This is a genomic window from Bradyrhizobium sp. RT6a (genome assembly GCF_040547675.1).
Classification (GTDB): Bacteria; Pseudomonadota; Alphaproteobacteria; order Rhizobiales; family Xanthobacteraceae; genus Bradyrhizobium.
In genome coordinates this window covers 302,308-321,257 of record NZ_JBEPQC010000006.1, presented here as the reverse complement: position 1 = coordinate 321,257, position 18,950 = coordinate 302,308, and the positions used below count along the sequence as shown (strand labels likewise).

At 62.4% G+C, this 18,950-nt stretch carries 18 protein-coding genes and 6 pseudogenes; 10 read left to right on the top strand and 14 right to left on the bottom strand.

Annotation, left to right across the window (positions count from 1 at the left end; genetic code table 11):
- Positions 1–407 precede the first annotated feature (407 nt).
- The 3 genes and pseudogenes from ABIC03_RS29095 to ABIC03_RS29085 all read left to right on the top strand — a co-directional run.
- Positions 408–902: a DUF5695 domain-containing protein gene (locus ABIC03_RS29095; RefSeq protein WP_354063128.1), complete on the top strand. Its 495-nt coding sequence runs from the start codon at positions 408–410 to the stop codon at positions 900–902.
- A 229-nt stretch (positions 903–1,131) separates the two neighbouring features.
- A pseudogene (locus tag ABIC03_RS29090) lies at positions 1,132–1,674 on the top strand (IS630 family transposase); the annotation flags it as partial.
- 11 nt (positions 1,675–1,685) lie between these two features.
- Positions 1,686–1,919, top strand: a pseudogene (locus ABIC03_RS29085) (IS110 family RNA-guided transposase); the annotation flags it as partial.
- A gap of 367 nt (positions 1,920–2,286) precedes the next feature.
- On the opposite strand, the pseudogene ABIC03_RS29080 reads toward ABIC03_RS29085, so the two are convergent.
- Positions 2,287–2,867: pseudogene (locus ABIC03_RS29080) on the bottom strand (DUF932 domain-containing protein); the annotation flags it as partial.
- Between ABIC03_RS29080 and ABIC03_RS29075 the strand changes: the two are divergent.
- Positions 2,854–3,425: pseudogene (locus tag ABIC03_RS29075) on the top strand (recombinase family protein); the annotation flags it as partial. The pseudogenes ABIC03_RS29080 and ABIC03_RS29075 overlap by 14 nt on opposite strands.
- Before the next feature lie 15 nt (positions 3,426–3,440).
- On the opposite strand, the pseudogene ABIC03_RS29070 reads toward ABIC03_RS29075, so the two are convergent.
- From ABIC03_RS29070 to ybgC, 3 genes and pseudogenes are all read right to left on the bottom strand, one after another.
- Positions 3,441–3,668 (bottom strand): annotated as a pseudogene (locus ABIC03_RS29070) (thiaminase II/PqqC family protein); the annotation flags it as partial.
- 355 nt (positions 3,669–4,023) lie between these two features.
- Complete coding sequence (locus ABIC03_RS29065) at positions 4,024–4,224, bottom strand: hypothetical protein (RefSeq protein ID WP_057848204.1); 201 nt, start codon at positions 4,222–4,224, stop codon at positions 4,024–4,026.
- Positions 4,225–4,701: 477 nt separating this feature from the next.
- On the bottom strand, positions 4,702–5,145 hold the full coding sequence (ybgC, locus tag ABIC03_RS29060; protein ID WP_354063217.1) for a tol-pal system-associated acyl-CoA thioesterase: 444 nt from the start codon (positions 5,143–5,145) through the stop codon (positions 4,702–4,704).
- A gap of 1,024 nt (positions 5,146–6,169) precedes the next feature.
- On the opposite strand from ybgC, the gene ABIC03_RS29055 reads away from it, so the two are divergent.
- Positions 6,170–7,873, top strand: a complete 1,704-nt coding sequence (locus tag ABIC03_RS29055; protein WP_354063126.1) for a recombinase family protein — start codon at positions 6,170–6,172, stop codon at positions 7,871–7,873.
- Here ABIC03_RS29055 and ABIC03_RS39310 read toward each other — a convergent pair.
- The 8 genes and pseudogenes from ABIC03_RS39310 to ABIC03_RS29020 form a co-directional block, all read right to left on the bottom strand.
- Positions 7,852–7,932 (bottom strand): annotated as a pseudogene (locus tag ABIC03_RS39310) (acyl-CoA thioester hydrolase); the annotation flags it as partial. The gene ABIC03_RS29055 and the pseudogene ABIC03_RS39310 overlap by 22 nt on opposite strands.
- A 21-nt stretch (positions 7,933–7,953) precedes the next feature.
- Positions 7,954–8,142 (bottom strand): type II toxin-antitoxin system VapB family antitoxin, encoded by a 189-nt coding sequence (locus ABIC03_RS29050; RefSeq protein ID WP_354063124.1) that lies wholly within the window; start codon positions 8,140–8,142, stop codon positions 7,954–7,956.
- A gap of 56 nt (positions 8,143–8,198) precedes the next feature.
- Positions 8,199–9,116 carry a metallophosphoesterase gene (locus tag ABIC03_RS29045; protein WP_354063122.1) on the bottom strand — a complete coding sequence of 306 codons (918 nt, stop codon included), beginning with the start codon at positions 9,114–9,116 and terminating at the stop codon, positions 8,199–8,201.
- Positions 9,117–9,244: 128 nt separating this feature from the next.
- Positions 9,245–10,297, bottom strand: a complete 1,053-nt coding sequence (gene ruvB / locus ABIC03_RS29040) for a Holliday junction branch migration DNA helicase RuvB (RefSeq protein ID WP_354063120.1) — start codon at positions 10,295–10,297, stop codon at positions 9,245–9,247.
- The gene (locus tag ABIC03_RS29035; protein WP_354063118.1) at positions 10,294–10,770 is read right to left on the bottom strand and encodes a hypothetical protein; all 477 of its coding nucleotides are present in this window, start codon (positions 10,768–10,770) and stop codon (positions 10,294–10,296) included. Before ABIC03_RS29035 ends, ruvB begins: the two co-directional genes overlap by 4 nt.
- A gap of 50 nt (positions 10,771–10,820) precedes the next feature.
- On the bottom strand, positions 10,821–11,438 hold the full coding sequence (ruvA, locus tag ABIC03_RS29030) for a Holliday junction branch migration protein RuvA (protein WP_275174274.1): 618 nt from the start codon (positions 11,436–11,438) through the stop codon (positions 10,821–10,823).
- Complete coding sequence (gene ruvC / locus ABIC03_RS29025; RefSeq protein ID WP_354063116.1) at positions 11,435–11,962, bottom strand: crossover junction endodeoxyribonuclease RuvC; 528 nt, start codon at positions 11,960–11,962, stop codon at positions 11,435–11,437. The genes ruvA and ruvC overlap by 4 nt, the downstream gene beginning before the upstream one ends.
- A 73-nt stretch (positions 11,963–12,035) precedes the next feature.
- Positions 12,036–12,782: a YebC/PmpR family DNA-binding transcriptional regulator gene (locus ABIC03_RS29020; protein WP_275174278.1), complete on the bottom strand. Its 747-nt coding sequence runs from the start codon at positions 12,780–12,782 to the stop codon at positions 12,036–12,038.
- A gap of 205 nt (positions 12,783–12,987) precedes the next feature.
- Between ABIC03_RS29020 and ABIC03_RS29015 the strand changes: the two genes are divergently transcribed.
- The 4 genes from ABIC03_RS29015 (at position 12,988) to ABIC03_RS29000 (ending at position 17,101) form a co-directional block, all read left to right on the top strand.
- On the top strand, positions 12,988–14,736 hold the full coding sequence (locus tag ABIC03_RS29015; RefSeq protein ID WP_354063114.1) for a methyl-accepting chemotaxis protein: 1,749 nt from the start codon (positions 12,988–12,990) through the stop codon (positions 14,734–14,736).
- Positions 14,737–14,845: 109 nt separating this feature from the next.
- Positions 14,846–16,270, top strand: coding sequence for a methyl-accepting chemotaxis protein (locus tag ABIC03_RS29010; protein ID WP_354063112.1), 1,425 nt, complete (start codon positions 14,846–14,848; stop codon positions 16,268–16,270).
- A gap of 274 nt (positions 16,271–16,544) precedes the next feature.
- Complete coding sequence (locus tag ABIC03_RS29005) at positions 16,545–16,898, top strand: hypothetical protein (protein ID WP_354063110.1); 354 nt, start codon at positions 16,545–16,547, stop codon at positions 16,896–16,898.
- A gap of 59 nt (positions 16,899–16,957) precedes the next feature.
- On the top strand, positions 16,958–17,101 hold the full coding sequence (locus ABIC03_RS29000) for a hypothetical protein (RefSeq protein ID WP_354063108.1): 144 nt from the start codon (positions 16,958–16,960) through the stop codon (positions 17,099–17,101).
- A 534-nt stretch (positions 17,102–17,635) separates the two neighbouring features.
- Here the strand turns inward: ABIC03_RS29000 and ABIC03_RS28995 are convergent.
- Together ABIC03_RS28995 and ABIC03_RS28990 are read right to left on the bottom strand one after the other, a co-directional pair.
- Positions 17,636–17,884: a hypothetical protein gene (locus ABIC03_RS28995; RefSeq protein ID WP_275174284.1), complete on the bottom strand. Its 249-nt coding sequence runs from the start codon at positions 17,882–17,884 to the stop codon at positions 17,636–17,638.
- A gap of 108 nt (positions 17,885–17,992) precedes the next feature.
- Positions 17,993–18,256, bottom strand: a complete 264-nt coding sequence (locus tag ABIC03_RS28990) for a hypothetical protein (protein WP_354063106.1) — start codon at positions 18,254–18,256, stop codon at positions 17,993–17,995.
- A 177-nt stretch (positions 18,257–18,433) separates the two neighbouring features.
- Between ABIC03_RS28990 and ABIC03_RS28985 the strand changes: the two genes are divergently transcribed.
- Positions 18,434–18,769 (top strand): hypothetical protein, encoded by a 336-nt coding sequence (locus ABIC03_RS28985; RefSeq protein WP_354063104.1) that lies wholly within the window; start codon positions 18,434–18,436, stop codon positions 18,767–18,769.
- The last annotated feature ends 181 nt before the right edge of the window (positions 18,770–18,950 follow it).

The following is an 18,950-nucleotide window of genomic DNA, read 5'->3' as shown; positions in this document are numbered from 1 at the left end:
GTTGAGGCCGCCAAACCCTGCAATTTCGCTTTTGGATTGAACGAAGCCGCTGTCGTGGCGTGCGTGGCGCGGTGGCGTAGATCGCCTCCTGGCTGAGAGGATGTGGGCGTTGGATGTCACAGATCGCTGCTATCGCCCGGCCGTCTGTTCGGCAGAGTCCCGGATAGAAGTAAGCCATGTCTATTTAGGTGATCTGGAAAACTCAGACGGGATGCAGGGGTCTCCAACTGGCCAACAAGTAGCGTTCTATTTCCGAATTGGTCGGGGCTTCGGCCTTTGTTTGGGGTTCCGGAGATATTGATCCGCGTTTGCCGGAGTGGGTCGGCCGTCTGCAGGCGCGCCTTGGCTCAGCAGCCCGCGATGCCGGCGTCCTTCTCACGACCCGCCTCGCAGTCGACGAGGCTGGATTGACGATCATCTTCTGGATTCGTGGCAACAGCACCGGTCCCTTCCTCATGCTCTTACCGGAAGCGGAAACGTCACTGGAATATTGGAATGTCCACAAGGATTCGGCCGAAGCCAGTGGGACGTGGTGCGCCTACATCTTGGGCGGGGCGGCCGCCAGCGAGGCAGTCGCGGGCGGGACTCGCTGGCGACAGCCGACCCATTCCCTGTCCCTGTCGCCGGCCGAGGAACGGCGTTACCGTCTCCGCTTCCAGTGGGTTGCCGATTATGAGGCGGCGCGCAGGGCTGTCGCGGACGCCGGGCTGGTGGACGTGGAGGTAATGCCGGGCATGACGGTTCCCAACGACCTGCATGTCGACATCGCGCTCGCGTCCTCCATTCCGGTGGAGCGAATCGAGGCGGAATTTGCCAGAGACACGCTGGCGGAACGGTTGCCGGATCGGGCTGGCAGGCGATATGGCGGGTCCGGTTTTCGCGATTGGGCGAGAACCGGCTGACCCTGTGCTGATTCCGATGATCTCGCCCAGGTTTGATCTCGCCCAGGATTCCGAGATGATCTCGCCCACCGTTGCGATTTGATGTCGCCCGGGGCGCGAGGCGTTCTGGCTGTCTGGTTTCTGGCATCGGCGAAGCCGCGTGGTCAACCTTAAATCGCGGCTTGAAAGTCTTCTTCGTCTGCTGCTGTGGGCATGTGGGCAACGCTCTTGCGTTGTCCAAGCGCAGTCGTGGCAGGCCGGCCTGGATCCCCAGCGTCTCGTCTTCATCGACGAGACCTGGATCAAGACCAGCATGGCCCCACTACGTGGGTGGGGACCGAAGGGCGAGCGGGTGCGGGGTTTTGCCCCGCACGGCCATTGGCAGACGCTGACCTTTCTCGGCGCGCTGCGCTGTGACAGCCTCATCGCCCCTTGCGTCTTCGACGGGCCGATCAACGGCGAATGCTTCCGAGCCTATGTCGAACAGCAGCTCGTTCCAGTTCTCAGGCCCGGCGACATCGTCATCATGGACAATCTCGGCAGCCACAAGTCGGTTGCTCTGCGTCGCCTCATCCGCGGGGCCGGCGCCAGGCTCTGGTACTTGCCACCTTACTCACCCGACCTTAATCCGATCGAGCAGGCCTTCGCCAAGATCAAGCACTGGATGCGCATCGCTCAGAAGCGCACCCTCGAAGACACTTGGCGATATCTCGGTCACCTCGTCACCACCATCCAACCTTGCGAATGCAGCAACTACTTCCAAAATGCCGGATATGCTTCCGTCAAAATGTGAAACGCTCCAGTGGCAAGATATCCCGCTGGGGCGACAGGCTTCTCCGAACCTACCTGTTCGAGGCAGCGACCGTCCTTCTCTATCGAACCAAAAAATGGTCCTCCCTCAAGGCCTGGGGAATAAAGCTCGCGAAGCGGATCGGTATGAAAAAGGCAAAGGTCGCCATTGCGCGCAAGATCGCTGTGATCCTCCACTGCATTTGGGTCGATGGCACGGCGTTCGACTGGGGCCACGCGCCGGCCTAACCTTATTTTGCAAGTTCCGGTCCCGGTCCGCCGGGCCCGGTGATGTCCCGCCGGGACGGTGGTCGTGGTGACCTCGGTCAATCGGCTGGTGGCGGGCTCGCCCGCACGCCGTTGCAAACGATGAGGCACCCGATCCGGACATCATCATGAGGCGCTTGCGACCTCGGAAAGGACCATGACCCAGCGACGGGCAGCTGATCGCATTGAGATTTCTAATCGGCCTACGACTACCGAGCTGGCTATCGATCTACCAGCCGCGCTCGCCCCGTCTCCGCAACCCCGACCCGCTCCGACGGGTCGAGCGCTACCGTCTTTCCGAATGGCTTCAAAAAGAGAATTGACATCAATCCGCAATTAAAGGGCCGATTGACACCATGCCGAGCGTCTTCGCTCCCACCTCGGAATTCCAGCAGTAGAAGCCGCGAAAGTAGAGGTCCGGCGAGCCATCACGCAGCCGGCCAGCCTCGATCGGGTTAAGGTCGTCGACAGGAACAGAAAGACATCACGATCGGACGCGTAGAGCGTCGTCGTGTCCTGGGTGGTGTCGACGCGCGGGTTGTAGACGCCGGTCGTCCAGTCGAGCACGCCCGGCACCTTCCAGCGTGTATCGCCCGTGCCATTGCCGGCGATGCGCTACACGGCCGCCACCAAATCGTGGTCGAATATCCTGCCATAATCGGGACCCGTCACCTCTCGCAGTTCGAGGCGGCCGTTCTCTATCTCCAGCGTCTTGACTTGTTCGGCGGAATGTGAGGCCAGGCCGTATTGGAGATTGATGCCAGCGAGCGGCGCCGGGAGCTGACGCAGGTAGGCCGCCGGCGCTCCGACCAGACTGGCGAGTTGGCCGAAACTCCAATGGGTGGGCGCGACCGGCGCGTCGAAGCCGGGCAGCATTAGGGTTAGGTGCTCGGTGTTATCGCGGCTGGCTTCCACGCGGATCGTCACGCTGTCCGAAGGCGACGTGACACATCTGCATGTCGGTCTCAAGGGCACGATGAACGCCCTCTTCCTGAAAGATCTGGCCGACAAGACGCGCCGCGGGCTGCGCGGCCGCGTCGAGGACGGCAAGTCCGGTGGCGGGCTGTGCTTCGGTTATGATGTGGTGAAGCAGTTCGCGCCGAATGGCGAGCCGATCCGCCGCGATCGAACGATCAACGAGGCCGAGGCTACCGTCGTCCGCCGTGTCTTTGCTGACTACATTGCCGGCAAGTCGTCGCGCGCCATCGCCTTTGAGCTGAACAAGGAAGGCGTGCCTGGGCCGCAGGGCGCCGAATGGGGGCCCTCGACGATCCATGGCAATCCGAAGCGCAGCGTCGGCATCCTCAACAACGAACTTTATGTCGGCCGCCTCGTCTGGAACCGGCTCCGCTATCTGAAAGACCCGGATACAGGAAAGCGGGTGTCGCGTATCCTGAATCCGAGTGGGTGATTCAGCAAGTGCCGGAGATGCGCATCATCGACCAGGAAGTCTGGGATGCGGTGAAGGCACGCCAACAATCGCTCGCCTATGAGACGTCTGTCTGCGAGGCCGGCCGCCGCTTCATGCATATCGGCAAGCTTGGGCGACTTGCAGACCGAGAGCGCGTAGGCGCGAGCAAACTCGATGAGGAACAGGTAGTCCTGAGCGAGGTAGTGACGAAACGCCGCCTCGGGGAGCGAGCCGTCAGCCAACCCGTCCGTGAACGGATGCTCGGTGTAGGCCCGCCACTCAGCGGATTCTTTTGTCTTTAGACGCTCGAAGAAACTCACTATCTATTTCGCCTGACTAGCTTTCCCATGAACCCTTTTTGCTCGCTACCGATAGCGCAAGAACCGGGACGCTGACCTACAGGCGCGCGGGGATCAGCCGGCACGATGGCGTACGGAATTCGCTTGCCGTCGGTCGCCGGGACTGATTTGCGTTCTAACGTTATAGCTCGCCACTAGGCGTATCTCTTTTCTGCTGCCAAGGTGTTCTTCTAGCCAACCGCAACTGCGGCTGCCCAGCTGAAGTCATAATGAGCGCCCAACAACTTCATTGTGACAACAGCGACAAGAACGCAGATGATCTGCAACAACGTTTTGGTCGAGAACACTCTATTGAAGCGCGTCATGATGCCGCCTTCTAGCGCTGATGACCGAGCCGGATTCCAAGCTTGAGCGCCTTTTGGCGGAGTGAGCCTTCTGAGCGCTTTGTGAGCTTCGCAATTTTCGCAACCGGAGTCTTCGCTTTCGAATGAGCGCGCAGCTCCTTCACGTCAGCCTTCGTGTATTCACGACGCACAGGTTTCTTCTTCGTAGCCGTCTTCTTTGCCTTCTTCGCCACTCTTAGCTCCTCGATTCGAGAGTGGGCGTACTAGCACAGCTACATTGAGGCGCAACTCTCCATCAGTTGACACTATCCGCTGGTCCGATGCGTGAACTCGCTCATGATGTCAGTTTTGCCGGCGATTTGATGCCGGAGAGATTCGGTCTGTGCCCGAAGTTCAAGCACGCACTAATGCGCTGCGGGCGGCGGGTGCGACCACCGGTGCGGCCAAATTCATCCACGACGAAGCGCGGCATCCAGACGTTTGGAAAGGCCCCGGGCCGGGCGCTGGCGCGCCTTAACGCCGACCTTCGTCTTTTCTTTGCACACGGGGCCAAGTGAGCACGGGCACGGCGTGCTACGAGCTTGCCAACAGCGCATCCGGTCTGTCCGATTTGCACGCTACAGCGCACAGGAGTTATGCTCCTCCGATCCGCGGCGCGACGCACCTCTTCGTTTGTCGCCGGACGGCCAAGGCTTGAATGGGGAGCAGATTCATCTATGCCCTTCCATAGCAAACCGCAGCGCCTTCGGGATACGCTGCGCTTTTCCGCCTGAGATAAACGCCACACGTACACGCGCCGTGACCAAGAGATCTTCTGCGCGCCTGCATTCCTGCAGTAAGGTAATTGACGCGCCTCTCACCTCTTGCGGGAGAGTAACGACGTCAAGCACGTCGTCCAAGACCGCCGGCTTTAGAAAATCGATTGTCATCGACCGGACGACAAAGGTAAAGCCGGGCGCATCGTTCTGCGCCTCTTGGAGCAGCGCGTGCTGACTCGTTCCGAGCAGGCGCAAGTAATTCGTCCTGCCGCGTTCCATGAAGCGCAGAAAATTCGCGTGATACACAATTTGGCCGGAATCCGTATCTTCGAAATAGACGCGGACCTGCATCTGATGGCGTCCATCGCGAATTTCGCCGTCAAGAGAGGCTGTCAAGTGCGATTCCCCTTGTTGGGTTTTCGAGAACTCGTTCTCTTGCACGGACGCGCTCTTCCAAGCAATCGTCAAAATCTTGGGCATTGCAGCGCCTTGTTGTTCGCGCTGTGCGCGTCGGGCGGGCAAGCGCCGAAGGGGTTCTCGCCCGCAGTGCGGGTACGTTGTTCAATATGATATCTGGAAGGGGGTGGCAGGTCCAATAGCAGTCAGCTGCTTGGCGTCGTCTCCCGCAGGGCAGGTGACGGCTCCGATGCTTGCCAGGAGTTGGCATAGGATTGGCGTCGCAGGCGCGCGCAAGCAGTTAGATCCATCCGGTCGCGGAGTCGCACGCCAGTGGGTCGGTGCGACTCCGACGTGTCTTGCGTCCGGTTCAATGACGTTCGTCCTGTGATGACGCGAAAACGGCGTCGTCAAGCTATGAACGGGATCAATCGGATGTCTCGCACCCTCAGACACAAGTATTTCTACTCCGCTTTGCTCAGCAAATTCCCTCCGGCCTACGATTATCTTCGCAGCGACACGCTCGCGCCCGACATTCGAAGAATCTCATTTTCATTCACGACTGCAACCGTCAACATGAATAGACTCGCCATTGCCGATTGAGACTTCCATGAGCGCTGCAGGAGCAAAAGTCATCCGTCGCCCTGTCGTGACTCTTGTCAGGTCATGCCGCTTGCCGACCGAGGCTGCTGCTGGATGGCAATCCGCATCGGGCGAAAGCCGAATGCAGGGGCTTCGATCGAGCCTCCGAACGGAGCATGCGAACGCCGCACGTGATCCCTGTCGCTTATCCATAGCGCGCGCTGGAAATTTACGGTAGCTTGTGAAGGCTTTGCTGTAATGCGTACCCGAATCCGATCGCCTCAGGGCCAAAAGGCGATCATCCGACCGCTTGATCCTTCTCACCTGCAAAGTTGGGACAATCCCAACAATGAGGAAATTTGGCTCGAGCTGGCGCGTGCCATTGGACGGCAGCTTGCGCGGGATGAACAAGGCGTTTCGGGGCAGTCGATAGGGGAACGGGATGGCGACACCATCACAAAAAAAGAGGGCCGCGATATACGCCCGCTACTCGAGCGACATGCAAAGAGTGACCTCGATTGATGGTCAGCTATTACTCTGCCGGAAGGTCGCCGCACGCAATAGCCTCGATGTCGTTGGTGAATTTGTCGACGCGGCAAAGTCTGGCCTTACCGAAGACAAGCGCGATGGCTATCAGCGTTTGCTCGAAGGTGTGCGTAAGCAAGACTTCGACGTGATCATCGTCGAGCATTTCGACCGCTTGTCGCGCGACCCCGCCACAATCCAGCGGCTCAAGCAGGTGTTTGAGTTCAACCGCGTTGAGCTGATGGATCAGAAAGGCGTTTATGCGACGGCGACTGACATCAGCATCGCAAGTCTGTACAATACGATCTACAAGCCACAGCTCGCCGACAAGGTTCGGCGCGGGCACGATAACGCTGTCAGCAACGGAAGAATTCCCGGCTCATACGCCTATGGTTATCGGCCGAGGCCGGGCGCGCCTGGCGAGCGGATGATCGATGAGAGCGAAGCGAAGATCGTGCGCCGTATCTTCATCGAGTATACGTCGGGCCGTTCAACGCGAGATATCGCCGCCGATCTCACCCGCGAAGGCGTGCCCTCGCCTGGGGCCACTCGTCATAAGAACAAGGCTGGTCGTACCACCTGGAATCATCAGTGCATCACTGGCGGTCGCCATGGTCGCGGCATTATCGGCAACGAACTGTATATCGGCGAAATACATTGGAATGTTCGCTCAACAATTCTCAATCCGGAAACGCAGAAGAAGCAGAAGCGCCGCAATCCGGAAGAACGCCACATCATCGTCAAAAACGCCGAGCTGCGGATCGTTCCCCAAGCGCTCTGGGATAGAGCGCAGAAGGTTCGCAGTGAGCGCGCTATCCACATGTTCGGACCGACCGGCAAGCCGCGGCGCCGACCCGTGGTCCCGCGCAACAACGAGCATCCGCTTGCAGGAGTCCTTCGGTGCGGCGTTTGCCACGGCCATATGCGAATCGCTCAATCCTCCCGGAATGGCGGACCACGCGCCGCATGCGCCAACGCGCATCAGCGAAGCACCTGCGAGCATACCCGCAGCTTTGATATGGACGTTCTACTGAAGGATGTTGCGGAGAAAATGGAAGTAAGATTGCTTTCTCCGAAAGCCATTGACGAGGCGATGCGTGCCTGGAAGGAGGAGCGGAAGAGCGATCAGCAAAAGAACAGCGAACGCTCTAACCTAGAGCGTCGGCGCCATGTGCTGAACACTGAGATCGAACGCTTGTCATATGCGATCGCGAACAGCCGTCGCAAGCCGGAAGAGTTGGTCAAGCGGATAGATGAATGTGATGCGGAGCGGGAAACTGTCGAGGAGCGCCTGCGGTTGCTCGGCAACGGTGGCGAAAACGTGATCCCGTTCGACCATCCGAGGTTTGGTGACCGATATTGTTCGGAGGCAAAGATACTGGTCACCGCGCTCAAGACAAATCCGAAGGCGATCGAGACTCGTGTCGCTTTCCGTAACTTGGTCGACTGCATTATAGTGCATCCAGTGCGCAAGCGGATGCCCTACGAATACACCCCGTACTTGAACGCCGCAGCCCTTTTCAGCACGCAGCTTTTCCCAGAAAACTGTCCCAAAACAGGGAACATCAGCACGTTTATCTGTTACGACAACGTCCAGTCAGAGAAATCCGTGTCCTCGTAGTAGACGCGGACCTGCATGTGGTGGCGGCCGTCGCGAATCTCGCCGTCGAGATGAGACATGAAGCTACTACTCATGGAATATCAGGGGCGACGACGTGGCGGCGCATGCGCATCAGATTGAGTCCCTCCTGCGCGCGCAAGACGGCGTCTAGCTTCCATCTGGACGAACGCCCTCAATACCTGCTCGATGACGGCAGATGACTCTCCAAGGCCGGTAAACTGCCGTGCCTTTGCGAAAAGCTCGTCGTCAATTGAAATCGTGGCAATCATGAGCGCTCCTCCACATCAGATGTAGCATCATCTGACGTAGTTTTCACGCCCCGTCGTCAGGACACCACGGCCCCACGCCCCAGCGTCACCTCGACGATCTCCGGCGGCACACCGACGCGGAGCGGCATGATGCTGCAACCGAGGCCGCCGGAGATGATGACGTCGCACTTCAGCCGGACATGACCGTAGGCGAGCCGGATGCCGTGCTGCGGCGGAACCGCCGGCGACCAGCCGAGCAGGCGGACCTGGCCGCCATGGGTGTGGCCGGACAATTGTAGCGCGACGCGGGCGGGCACGCGCGGCGCGATATTGGGCTCATGCGCGAGCAGGATGATCGGCGCATCGTCGGTGACCTTGGCAAGCGTCGCGTCGAGATCGTCGGCGCCGAAGCGCCCCGTGCTCCGGAAGCGTCGCGCCGGCAGAAAGGCAAGCTGATCGCCGAGGCCGGCGAGCCAGAACGCGCGGCCGTCCTTGGTGAGCCGCACGACGTCGTTCTCGTAGACGGGAATGCCGGCCGCCTCCAGCGCGCGATGCGCGACCGTCGCCCCGTGCCCCACCTGCTGCACGGTCCTGTCGTCCCAATAATCGTGATTGCCCATGACGGCATGGACGCCGAGCGGCGCTTTCAGGCCGGCCAGCACCTTGGCCCATTCGCTCGCCGCAATGACACGCGTGACCTGGTGCAGGCCGGCGACATAGTCGCCGAGCAGCACGATGATATCCGCGTTCAGCGCGTTGGTGCGATCGACGATTGCCTCGATCCGCTCCAGCGACATCCAGGGATCGCAGGCATGGATGTCGGCGATCACGGCGATCTTCAGCGGGAAATCCGCCGGCCATTGCCGCGGGGTTGGATGATAGCGGGTGACCCGAAGCCGAAGCATCGGCTCGACGCCGACGCCATAGGCCGCGGTCGAGACGCCAAGGGCGGACAGGCCGCCGATGGAACGGAAGAAATGACGGCGCGTGATCATGGCAGCCCGATCGTGATGCGGCTTGTTGATGCGACCCTATTGGAGCGGAAATGGGGTGCGTTTGTGCAGACCCTCTGCACGAGATGACTGGAAATTCATACGGCCCGAGCAGTCTGCACTTGCGCAGATCAGTCGTCGCTCTCGTCGGTGCCGAACAGGCCGAACTGCGCCGCCGCATCGCGCGAGGGCTCGCTGATGCCGAGGTGGCGGAAGGCGTGCGAGGTGAGCAGGCGGCCGCGCGGGGTGCGCTGCAGATAGCCGCACTGGATCAGATAGGGCTCGATGATGTCCTCAATCGCATCGCGCGGCTCGGACAACGCGGCGGCCATCGTCTCGACGCCGACCGGGCCGCCGCCATAGTTCTGCGCGATGGTCGTGAGATAGCGGCGGTCCATGGCATCGAGGCCGGCGGCGTCGACCTCGAGCGCACTCAGCGCGTGGTCGGCAATCTTGCGATCAATCCTGTCGGCATCAGCCGCCGAGGCGAAATCGCGCACGCGGCGCAACAGCCGGCCGGCGATACGCGGCGTGCCACGGGCGCGGCGCGCGATCTCGTTGGCGCCATCCGCGCTCATGCCGACGTTGAGCACGCGGGCGCCCCGGGTGACGATACTCTCAAGCTCTTCGATCGTGTAGAAATTCAACCGGATCGGAATGCCGAAGCGGTCGCGCAAGGGATTGGTGAGCAGGCCGGCGCGGGTGGTGGCGCCGACAAGGGTGAATTTCGATAGCTCGATCTTCACCGAGCGCGCCGCCGGGCCCTCGCCGATGATGAGGTCGAGCTGGAAATCCTCCATCGCGGGATAGAGCACTTCTTCCACCGCCGGGCTCAGGCGATGGATCTCGTCAATGAACAGCACATCGCGCTCTTCGAGATTGGTGAGCAGCGCCGCGAGATCGCCGGCCTTGGCGATCACCGGGCCCGACGTGGCACGAAAGCCGACGCCGAGCTCCTTGGCCACGATCTGCGCCAGCGTGGTCTTGCCGAGACCGGGGGGACCGACGAACAGCACGTGATCGAGCGCCTCGCCGCGCTTGCGCGCCGCCTCGATGAAGATGGACAGATTCTTGCGCGCCTGCTGCTGGCCGACGAAGTCGGACAGCGATTGCGGGCGCAGCGCAGTATCGCCGACATCATCGCTGCGGCGCTCGGGCGTGACCATGCGGGGAGGCGTGCTCATGCGGGCAGGATAACACGGTGCAGCGGTTTCGCGAGCCACCAGCACAGGCTGGCCGGGATGACAGCGACGATGGCGAGCATGGCGGAAAGCTTCAGCGCCTCAGGCGCGGAACGGACACTCGGCAAGATCACCGCCGAAGTTTCGGCAGGAACAACGAACATGCCAAACCCGACGAAGCCGGCGGCGGCCACGGCTGCGGCGAGCCACGCCATCCAGATCATGTTGAGGTCGGCGTAGACCGCAGCCAGTGCGAAGATCAAGCCGGCGGCGACTGCAGGAAGGAACGAGGCGAGAATCGTGGCGATGGCCAGCAGCACGATCGCGACCGAAACCAGGGTGCGCAGTGCCTCCAGTTCGAGGAGCGCAAGAAACATCTGCAGCACCGCGGCACCAAGCGTCGTCACCATCACCGAGACCAGCGCGGCGACCGTCAGCGGCCCCACAACGGAGAAGATCGCGACGATGCCGGCCACGCGCGAAAGGCGACGAAAAAGAATGGCGACAGGATTGGCGCGGGCCGCACTCACTTCGACAGCTCCTTCAGGCCCAGCCGGATGAGCTGCGCGGTCTCGGCGGTCTCGCCCGCGCTGCGCGAGGCCGATGCGATCGCGGCGGCAGCTTGCGGCTGGCCGTAGCCGAGATTGACCAGTGCGGAGATCGCATCCGCCACCGGCCGCGGCGCGCGCTGGTCGTCGACGGCGCCGGCGAGGTGCACGACAGCCGGATCGACATTGGAAAAGGCCGGCGCCTTGTCCTTCAGTTCGGTGACGATGCGCTCGGCGACCTTGGGGCCGACACCGGGCGTGCGCGCCACCGCAGCCTTGTCGCGCAAGGCGATCGCGTTGGCGAGATCGGACGGCTGGAGCGTGCCGAGCACGGCGAGCGCGACCTTGGCGCCGACGCCCTGCACGGTCTGGAGCAGGCGAAACCATTCGCGCTCCTGGTCGCTGCGGAAGCCGAACAGTTTGATCTGGTCCTCGCGAACATAGGTCTCGATCGACAGCACGGCGGCCTCGCCCGGCGAGGGCAGATGTTGCAGCGTGCGCGTCGAGCAATGCACCTGATAACCGACACCGCCGACGTCGAGGATGACGAAATCCTCGCCGTAGGAATCGATCAGGCCCTTGAGCTTGCCGATCATAAGCCTGCCACTTTCAGCCGCAGCGCGGTGCTCTGGCGATGATGGGCGTGGGTGATGGCGATGGCGAGCGCGTCGGCGGCGTCCGCGGACGGCGGATCGGCTTTCGGCAGCAAAATCTTGAGCATCATCGCGATCTGCTGCTTGTCGGCGTGGCCGGCGCCGACCACCGTCTTTTTCACCTGGTTCGGCGCGTATTCGGCAACACTGATGCCGAACATCGCGGGCGCGAGCATGGCGACGCCGCGGGCCTGGCCGAGCTTCAGCGTCGCGACGCCGTCCTTGTTGACGAAAGTCTGCTCGACCGCGGCTTCCATCGGCTTGTGACCGGACAGGACGGCGGCGAGCCCCTCGTGGATCGCGAGCAGCCGGCTCGCCAGCGGCAAATCGTCCGGCGGCTCCACCGAGCCACAGGCGATGTAGATCAGGCGGTTGCCGTCGGCCTCGATCACGCCCCAGCCGGTGCGGCGCAGGCCAGGGTCGATGCCGATGATGCGAACGGGGCCACGAATCGGGAGCGTCGTCATGGGCCAGTGATAGCGGCTGACTGCCGTGGGGGAAACAGAAACAGAACGGAAGTAACAGGGGAAGTGCCGCCCCCTATCCGCCCATCTTCGCCAGCAGTGCGTCCGACACCTCGAAATTGGCGTAGACGTGCTGGACGTCGTCGTGCTCGTTGAGCAGGTCCATCAGCTTCAATAGCTTCTCGCCGGTCTCGTCGTCGACCGCCACCGTGTTCTGCGGCTTCCAGATCAGCGCGGCCTTGCGCGGCTCGCCGAACTTGGCCTCCAACGCCTTGGCGACGTCGCGATAGCCTTCGGTCGAGGCGTAGATCTCATGGCCGCCTTCGCTCGAGATCACGTCGTCGGCGCCGGCCTCGATCGCGGCATCCAGCACCGCATCGTCGGAGGCGACACTGCGGTCGTATTCGACGATGCCGGTGCGGTCGAACATGAAGGAGACCGAGCCGGTTTCGCCGAGATTGCCTCCGGACTTGGTGAAGAAGGAGCGGATGTCGGAAGCCGCGCGGTTGCGATTGTCGGTCAGCGCCTCGACGATGACGGCAACGCCGCCGGGGCCATAACCCTCGTAGCGGATCTCGTCATAATTCTCGCCGTCGCTGCCGAGCGCCTTCTTGACGGCGCGCTCGATATTGTCCTTCGGCATGTTCTCCTGGCGCGCCGCGATGATGGCCGCACGCAGGCGCGGGTTCATGTTGGGGTCGGGCGTCCCCAGCTTGGCCGCGACGGTGATTTCCCGCGCCAGCTTGCCGAACAGTTTCGACTTCTGGGCATCCTGCCGCCCCTTGCGGTGCATGATGTTCTTGAATTGGGAATGTCCGGCCATGCGTGATCTTCTCTAGGGACTCGTGCGCCAAGGTGAGCGTGGGAAGCGCGGCCTTATAGGCCGCCCCCCCACTGGAAAGAAAGAGGCTCTACGACTTTAAGGTAACACCGTACTGGACCGTGCCTAGATGTCAGGCATCGTTAACCCTGATTTCATTCCAGCCTGCGAAAATAGCGTCCGACCGTCCCCCGACAAGAGAGACCTGATGGCATTCGGACTATTTCGGAAGCGTCTGCCGGACATGGCTGCAACTGCGGCTGCCCCGCAGGCTGCGCAGCCGGTGGCCAATTCCGAGCCCGCGGCGGCCGTCGAAAGCGATTCGGCCAAGGAAATCCTGGAACTGCTGGAACTCGAGCTGGGCGCCATGATTCGCCAGCTTGAGCGCGCCGCCAATTCGGTGGCCGGCGGCGCCGAGGCCACCGCCACGACGCTTGCCGCCATCCGCGACCGCACCGACGCCCTGACCGGCCGGACCAACGCCGCGCAATCGAACGCCTCCACCTTCGCCCATGCCGCCGACAAATTCACCCAGTCGGCGCTGGGCATCGGGGCGCAGGTTCGCGAGGCCGGCAAGCTCGCCGACGAGGCCAGCGCCGCAGCACAGGAAGCTCGCGCCAACGTCGATCGTTTGCGCGAATCCTCGGCCGCCATCGGCAACGTCGTCAATCTGATCGCACAGATCGCGCGGCAGACGACGCTGCTCGCGCTCAACTCCACCATCGAGGCCGCGCGTGCGGGCGCTGCGGGAAGAGGCTTTGCGGTCGTCGCCACCGAGGTCAAGGCACTCGCCGTGCAGACCCAGGGCGCGACGGAGGAAATCACCAAAAAGATCGACGCGCTGCAGCGCGACGCCGCCGGCTCCGCTGATGCGGTGCACCGTATCTCGCAGGCGATCGAAGCGATCCGCCCGGTCTTCGAAACCGTCAACGGCGCGGTCGCCGAACAGAACGCCACCACCAGCGAAGTCTCAGGCAACGCGACCAGCGCGTCGGAATTCATCATCTCGGTCGGCGAAAGCGCAGCCGAGATCGATGCCGCGACCAAGGCAGCCGAGAACCACGGCGAGAACGTCGCCAGCGCAGGCAAGGCCGTGACCGCCTTCGCACAGAAGCTGAAATCGCGCTGTGCCGTGCTGCTCCGCCAGAGCGAGCACGACGACCGCCGCAAGACCGAGCGGCTGCCCTGCCATCTCAAGCTCGAAACCGCCCGGGGGGTGCTGCCGGTCTACGAGATATCGATGGACGGCGTGCTGATCGGCGGCTCCGACGCGGGCCGCCTTGCATCGCAAGCCATGGTCGAAGGCACCCTCGAAGGCGTCGGCGCCTGCCGCCTGCGCGTGGTCGAGCAATCCAAGGCCGGCGCCCGCGCGCAATTCGTCAATCCCGATGCCGCGCTCAGCGAGAAGGTCGAGGACCGGCTCTGGTCGATCCACGAAGAAAACACCGAGTTCGTGACCCGCGCCATGGAAGCGGGCAACGCGCTGACCGCGATCTTCGAGCAGGCGGTTGCCCGCGGCGAGGTGAAGATCGATGACCTCTTCGACACTGACTACGCCGAAATCGCCGGAACCGATCCGCAGCAGTACCGCACCAGATATCTGGACTGGGCCGACCGCGCGCTGCCGGCGTTCCAGGAAGCCTTTTTGGCAAAGGACCCGCGCTTGGCGTTCTGCGCCATGGTCGATCGCAACGGCTTCCTGCCGGTGCACAACAGGATCTATTCGCATCCGCAGCGGCCGGGCGATTCCGCCTGGAACACGGCCAACAGCCGCAACCGGCGGATCTTCAACGATCCGGCGGGGTTGGCTGCCGCGCGCAACCTGCGCTCGTATCTGGTGCAGAGCTATGCGCGTGACATGGGCAACGGAAATACGGTGATGATGCGCGAGATCGACGTTCCGATTCGCGTGCAGGGCCGGCACTGGGGCGGATTCCGGACGGCCTACAAGCTCTAGTGCGCGCTCAGGCAAGACGCCAAAGCGCGAATCACCTCTTAAGATCGGAATTGGAATGGGAATGCCGCGGAGAGCCGGCGAACGGCTCTGACTGGAGGACTCTCAAGACATGTCCGTCGTACAACTTGCAGTACTGGACACTGGCTCCAACCGAACGCTTGCCGAACGGCTGATCGATCAGCTCGCCGATCGCATCGGCGGCCTCGGCGTGGAACTCGCCGACATCGCCGGCAACGTCCAGGAAGTCGCAAACCGCGTCGCGAACCAGTCGGAACGGTTTCATCATCTCCAGGAAACCGCCGAGACGATGGTGTCGGCCAATCACGACATCGCCAATGCGTCGCAGGCTGTGCAAACCACCACGTCAGCGGCGGTCGGCGAGATCGCGCAGTCGCGCGGCGCAGTCGACGCCGCGGTCAGCCACATCTCCGAACTCGTTGCAGCCGTCGAACGTATCGAGGCGCGGCTGAGCGCAGTCGGCTCCGCGCTGGCACAAGTCGCCAAAGTGTCCGGCTCGATCGAGGCGATCGCGAAGCAGACCAACCTGCTCGCGCTCAACGCCACCATCGAGGCAGCACGCGCCGGCAATGCCGGCCGAGGCTTCGCAGTGGTCGCAAGCGAGGTCAAGAACCTCGCGGAAGCCACCCGCCAGGCCACACACCAGATCTCCGACACCGTGCGCGATCTCGATGGCCAGATCGAAGGCCTGATCGGGGAGAGCAGCGATGCCTCGCAGCGCGCGAAGACCGCCGGCGAAGGCGCCCAGCGGATCTCCGGCATCATCTCGCGGGTCCAGCAGGGCTTCGCCTCCGTGGAAGCGGAGATCGGCAGCGTCACGCGCGCGGCGACCTCCAATCTCGGACATTGCGACACCGTCATCAGCGAGCTCAACGAGCTTGCCAGGGGCGTCGACCTCTCGTCGCGCGATCTCAAGAACGCCGATCAGCGCGTGACCAAACTGCTCGACACGTCTGAAGGCCTGATCGCGCTGATCGCCGACAGCGGCGTCGAGACGTCGGATGCACCGCTGATCCGAATGGTCGTCGAGACCGCCAAGCGGATCTCGGACGAGTTCGAAGCCGCCATCGGCCGCGGCGAGATCACGCTCGACCAGTTCATGGACGAGAACTACCGGGAAATCCCCGGCACCGATCCCAAGCAATACAACACTGACTATGTCGAGTTCACCGACCGCGTGCTGCCCGCGATCCAGGATCCGATTCAGAAATCCGATCCCCGCATCGTGTTCTGCGTCGCCTGGGCCAAGGGCGGCTATCTGCCGACGCACAACCCGAACTACCGCCTGCCGCAGGGCAAGGACCCGGTCTGGAATAACGCCAATTGCCGCAACCGCCGCCTGTTCACCGATCGCGCGGTGCAGAAGGTCGCGGCCAACACCAAGCCGTTCCTGCTCCAGACCTATCGCCGCGACATGGGCGGCGGTCAGTTCGTGCTGATGAAGGATCTGTCTTCGCCGATCATGATCCGCGGCAAGCACTGGGGCGCCTTCCGGATGGGCTTTCGGCAAAACTGACGGTCGCCGCGGCGCACTTACGGCGGCGACGAATGGCCTCCCTGAATCAAAAGTCTCGAAAACAACCCCATGCACAGTAGCCGGGGCGAGCAGAATCAATGGCTTAAGCGCCTGATGAATCCGTCGATCCAGGCGCCTCGTGCGGCGTTGCGCCGTCGGGCAAAACAGGCGTAGAGTGCCGTTATTCCGAAATCCACACCCCCTCCTTGCAGAGGATCATTAGGAGTGAAACTATTTACGTTCATCCAATCCGTGCAGACGGCGAAGAACAGCCATGCGCTATTTCCCCGGCAAGGACCTCGAAGAAAGCCACCGCAGCACACTTGACGAGCATCCGCACGCAACGGGCGCCGTGCAGCAGCAGATAAAACGCTCACGCGCACAGATGGCCGCATCTCAAGAACTTCTGCATCGATCAGCAGTCGGCGGCACCGGACCTGCTGCGATGCCCACGGCCGCAGCTTGCCTGGAATTTGCCGCTGCGTTCAGATGCAAGGCCGCCAAACCCGGCACACCCGAGCGAACAGTGAACATCCTGAAGAACATATCCCGCAGTTTTACCGGCCTCGCGAGCCAGCTCGCGATACTGGAGGCTGCGGATAGGGCAGACCGCAGCGCCTCTATTTAGAGGCACGCTGTTGCCCATTTTGATAAAACCTTTTTCCGGTACGCCGCGTACTAAGGGGAATGGACGATCCTGACGAAAGCCCTGCGGGCAACGACGCGCCGGAGCGGAAACAATCACGTATAGAGCAGGCGCGGCAGCTATTTGCCGAACACATTGACGACCTGCGCGCCCTCGTTGAGAAGCTCCGGCGCAAGATGAATTAAGGTCGTTTTTCAGGCTGGATACGATAGGGGCTCGGCAGCTGTCTGGTAGCCCGGCGCTGGCGGCGCGCTGTAGGGCCTTCCGGGCCTCCGTTGAGGCGGCCCGGTCGCTGTGCTTTGCCCGATGAACGGCCTACTTTTTCTGCTCTGTGGTCGTCGTGGCGGCCGGGGTGCCATCGCGAGCGTCCCGTCGCTCGTCGCGTCCTGTACGCCTCTCTTGGCGCCGCTCCGTGCGGCCGGTCCGGCGTTCCTGTCGCCGCTCGGTTCGACCGCTGCGCCGCTCCTGGCGGCGTTCTGTGCCCGACTTGGGCGCCTCCGCAGGCGGCGTGGTGGCCGTGGCGGTCGGCGCCGTGGTCTGAGCTTCCGCCGTTGACAGCGTCAAACTCACGGGCGAGGCCACTAGCCCAAAGACCGCTGCGCATCCCATGAAAGTGAGTGCGTTGCGACGACAGACCTGTTTCGGCTCCGAACGTTCATTCATGTTCAGGCTCCCGGTTGCTGCCCCCTCAGAGCATGTCACCAGCGTCGGTGGCCTCCTTATTGATCTGGATCAACTTGGTTCGGTGCTTCAAGCCATTTTGGGATTTCGGTCGATGGGATCGACACTCTCGGAAAGTGAGGGATGATAGTCCCTGCAGTGACGACCAGTCCGTCGTTAAATTTGGTTCGCGCAAAATCCTTGGCTGCTGCTTCGCTTTCAAACGTGTTGGTCAGGCGCGGATGTCGCCGTCGTGACAGTGTGCCGTCCGGCGGCACCTCAAAAGTGACGTACCAAGTGTGTTTCATGCCGTAATGCCGCCCCGGCGGTACCGGTGGCCTATCCCCGCCAGAGAAAGAAAAGCCGCCACCGGGACGAAACGATGACGGCTTCTTCCTGGCTTGTGAAACCGGCCTTTACCGCCGGGCTCCAACGCGATTGACGCCACCATTCGCATTGCCACCGGCGTTATGACGGACTGCGGCGCGCGCCACCGGGCGCGGGCTGAGCACGACGCCTGCCCGGGCAACGCAGCCCGCCGGGTAAGCAGTGTACTGGCAGTACACGACCGCATTGGCCGGGGCTGGAGTGAGGGTGAGACCTGCAAGCCCGAACAGGGCGCTGGCAGCAATCCCGGCAACAGTCGCGGACTTGATCGAAAGAAGCTTTCTCGAATGCATGGCGGACCTCCCTTTTCGCACTTGCGTCACCGAAAGTGACGGAAGCCGCCTCAGGTGCGGCTGAACATAGCGTAGGCGTCGCATTGCGCGGGTTCGATTGATCTACATCAACCTCATGCGCGGAGTGAGCCGCAATCTCGCGCGCGGGGCTCAATGAATTCATGGAAGGGTTCCATCATGCTCCGCTATATTCTCGCTCCTCTTGCCGCTTTCGTTTTGCTCATCGTCTGCTTGATCCCTGATGATGCCGAGGCTCGGCGCGGCGGAGGTGCCTATCGGGGTGGCGGCGGTTACCGCGGCGGTGCGGTCGCGGTTCGAGGACCGCGGGGCGGCGGCGCTGTTGCAGTGCGCGGCGCAGGCTACCGTGGCGGCTATCGCGGCTATGGCTATCGCGGCTATGGCTATCGGGGCTACGGTGTAGGGGCGGCAGCGGTAGGCGCGGCTGCCCTTGGCACTGCTGCGTACCGCCGCAGCTGCTACGATGCTTACGGGAACTATATTTGCGCCTATTAATCCGTGGCGACGCGCGATCGCGCGGCTTCGCACTCTGCGGGTCCTTTCGAGGGCGTGGCTTTGTGCGGACCGCGCGACGGCCTGTTGCGAGGATATTCAAGAATCATCCCCCTAAATTACATAGATCAGTGTACACAACGCAGCGCGCGGGTCTTGCGGACCTGCTTGTGTCAGAATTGCC